Raw genomic sequence first — 2961 nt, forward strand, 5'->3', positions numbered from 1 at the left:
GTGCTGAAGGAAATGTTCGAGGGGCTCGCACCGGGCTTCTCGCTTGATACGCTGTCAGGCGGCTTTTTTCAGAACGTGCTTTTCGTCCTGATCGGGTTTGCAATCACGTCTCTCGTGCAGTCGTCCAGCGCCTCCATCGCGGTTGCGCTTTCTGCCGCGGCGGGCGGGTTGATCGGGCTTGAAGCAGGGGCGGCGACGGTGATCGGCGCCAATCTCGGCTCTACGGTTCCTGCCATTCTCGCGGTCATCAATGCAACGCCCAATGCGAAGCGCGTCGCGGCGAGTCCTGTCGTCTTCAGTCTGACGATGGGCGGGATCGCGCTCGCCCTGCTGCCGATCTTTGTGGCGGTTTGTGAGTGGCTTGCAGAGGCGGGCCATCTGCCCTCCGAACCCGCAACGGTGCTGGCGCTGTTTCATACGCTCTTCAATGTCTGCGGCGTCATTCTGTTCTGGTTTCTGGGTGAGCGGCTGACGAAGCGTCTTCAGGTCATGTTCGTGTCGGATGAAGAGAATGATGCGCGCCCGCACTATCTCGACAGGACGCTTCTCGAAACGCCATCGCTGGGCGTGTCGGCCCTTTTGCTCGAATTGCGGCGGCTTGGCGGTCTCGTCACCACGGCAGGCGTGACCTATCTGAAAGATCCGGCCGGGCAGGCCGCCTATTTGCGCCGCCGGGTGGGCGTGGTCGCGCGGCTTGCAGAGACGATCCGCGAATATGCGGCCATGATTTCCGCGGAGCGGCTGACCGCTGGCGTGCCAGACACGCTCGCGCATATCTTGCGGGCCTTGCAGCACTGGAACGGACTGTCGAAAGAGTTGCAGGGCCTGCTCGATCACGCGCCGGATGAGGCACAGTTTCCCGAGACGGTGAGAGATGTGGTCGCGCATTATCGGATGAAGCTTGTCGATTTTCTGTCAGGCCCGAGGCTTCTGTCAGAAAGTGATGTCGGGTGGCTCACCGAGACCGGGATGTCCTTCGAAGAGGGGTATGTGCACGCCAAGCAGGTCATTCTCTCTGCTGCTGCCAAGGGCCAGTTCGAGCGGCTGGTGCATCTTGATGATGCGATGCGCGAGGTCGATCTGCTGCGCCGCGTTGCACATCATGCTGTGCGCGCGGCCATGCGGATCAATGCGGCAGAAGCGCTTCTGGCGGCCCCTTACGATCCCGATGCCTCGGCAGAGTTTGCGGCTGTGGTGACGCGGAACGAATAGAGCGGTCAGCCCTCGATGCGGGCGAGGAATGTGTCTATGGCGGCGAGCACTTCCGGCTCATCAAGGAAAGGCGCGTGGCCACGATCCTTGACCGTCAGAGAGGAAACATCGGGGCCGGCTTCTTCCATGCGCTCAACAATTTCTTTGGTCAGAAGATCGGAGTTTTCGCCACGGATGACGAAAACAGGCTTCTGCGCGAGCGAGGCGAATTGCGGCCACATGGTCGGTATCTCGCCCTTTGCGGCATCAAGCCCCTTGCGCATGGCGGTGCCGATCTTCGGATCATAGTCAAGCTTCGGCGCGCCATCTTGTTCGGCAAAGGTGCGCTTTGCAAAGGCGCGCCATTCTTCCGCCGAAAGGTTTGGAAATTCGCGTTCATTCATCACACGGAGCTTCACGGCTGCCTAGTCCCATGTGGCGGGCGGCTCCATCAGGCCCACATAACCGGCGATGCGCTCAATGCCGCGCTTGTCCACTTCCGGCCCGATATCGTTGAGGATCGCGGCCTTGATGACATTGGGACGGAAGGCCGCGAGCGCCATGGTGACAAGCCCGCCGCGCGAGGTGCCAATGAATATCCCCTGACCGACGCCTGCGGCGCCCATCAGGTCGAGCGTGTCCATCATCTCGTGAACGGGTGTGTAGTCGGACCAGTTGTCACACCAGGCAGAAAGTCCGCGGCCCCGAAAGTCGGGGCAGAGAACGCGGTGCCGATCTGCGAGATGTTCGGCGAGTGTGTCAAAGTCGCGGGAGTTTCGCGTGAGGCCCGGCAGGCAGATGACGGGCGTTCCGGGTGACGCGCGGTCGCCATAGTCGCGCGCATAGAGCTTCAGGCCGTCCTGGCTTGTATAGAAAATGTCCTGATAGGGGGCGGTCATGTGTGGCTCTCCGCGATGGGGGCTCGTGATGGCGGGCAGGGTGTCGTCAGCGGTCTCCCGTCTCGATGACGGGTGTCATGCCGGTACCAGACGCTGCGCCGGATGAAGGCGGTGCAAGCGGCACATTGCTTGGCTTTGGTGTGGGCGGCGGCGCGGTAATGGGGGTAACTCCCGTATGGCGACGCAAGTCCTGATCGATGCGGACAGGCTCCGGCTTTCCGCTCAGGCGGCTGCGATAGACTTCCAGATTTTCCATCACGCGCTGCACATAGTTGCGCGTTTCGGAGAAGGGGATGTTCTCGATCCAGTCAATCGGATCAACGGCGGTGGAGCGCGGGTCACCATAACGGTTCACCCATTCGCGCACGCGCGAGGAGCCAGCGTTATAGGCGGCGATGCTCATGATGTAAGAGCCGTCAAAAGTGTTCTCGACAAGGTCGCCGAGATGGGCGGCCCCGAGCGTCGTGTTGTAAACCGGGTCCGTCAGCTTTGCGGGCGAATAAGGCAGGCCCACCTGCTTTGCGACGATGCGCGCCGTGCCGGGCATGAGCTGCATGAGGCCGCGCGCACCGGCGGGGCTGAGAGCATTCGGGTCGAATTCGCTTTCCTGACGCGACAGGCCATAGACAAGCGCGCGTTCCACAGGCGGGCCGCGATGCGTCCATGCGGGCATGGCATCGGTCGGGTAGGCGTGTTCGGCGAGAACGATGTTGCGCAGCATCGCGTTCTTGGCGATGCGGAGCGAGAGTTTCTGATCGCCGAAATCGCGCGCGAGATCGGAAAGGGCGGTCAGTTCGGCTTCATCGTTCAAGGTGCGCGAGAGATGGAGCATCACGATCCAGAGTTCGTTCTCGCGCTTCATGTCCTTGAG

4 protein-coding genes are annotated in these 2961 nt (G+C 61.7%); 1 reads left to right on the top strand and 3 read right to left on the bottom strand.

Annotated elements, in window-relative coordinates; all coding sequences use genetic code 11:
- Positions 1-1212: Na/Pi symporter (locus WBF74_RS05065; RefSeq protein WP_424436126.1), on the top strand; the 1212-nt coding region annotated here is incomplete at its 5' end.
- Positions 1213-1217: 5 nt separating this feature from the next.
- Here the strand turns inward: WBF74_RS05065 and WBF74_RS05070 are convergent.
- From WBF74_RS05070 to WBF74_RS05080, 3 genes are all read right to left on the bottom strand, one after another.
- Positions 1218-1595: an alpha/beta fold hydrolase gene (locus WBF74_RS05070; RefSeq protein WP_424436129.1), complete on the bottom strand. Its 378-nt coding sequence runs from the start codon at positions 1593-1595 to the stop codon at positions 1218-1220.
- A 21-nt stretch (positions 1596-1616) separates the two neighbouring features.
- The gene (locus tag WBF74_RS05075) at positions 1617-2090 is read right to left on the bottom strand and encodes an alpha/beta fold hydrolase (protein ID WP_424436132.1); all 474 of its coding nucleotides are present in this window, start codon (positions 2088-2090) and stop codon (positions 1617-1619) included.
- Positions 2091-2136: 46 nt separating this feature from the next.
- A partial coding sequence (locus tag WBF74_RS05080) for a lytic transglycosylase domain-containing protein (RefSeq protein ID WP_424436135.1) occupies positions 2137-2961 on the bottom strand: 825 nt, incomplete at its 5' end.

This window comes from Parvibaculum sp. (genome assembly GCF_049672805.1).
Taxonomy (GTDB): domain Bacteria; phylum Pseudomonadota; class Alphaproteobacteria; order Parvibaculales; family Parvibaculaceae; genus Parvibaculum.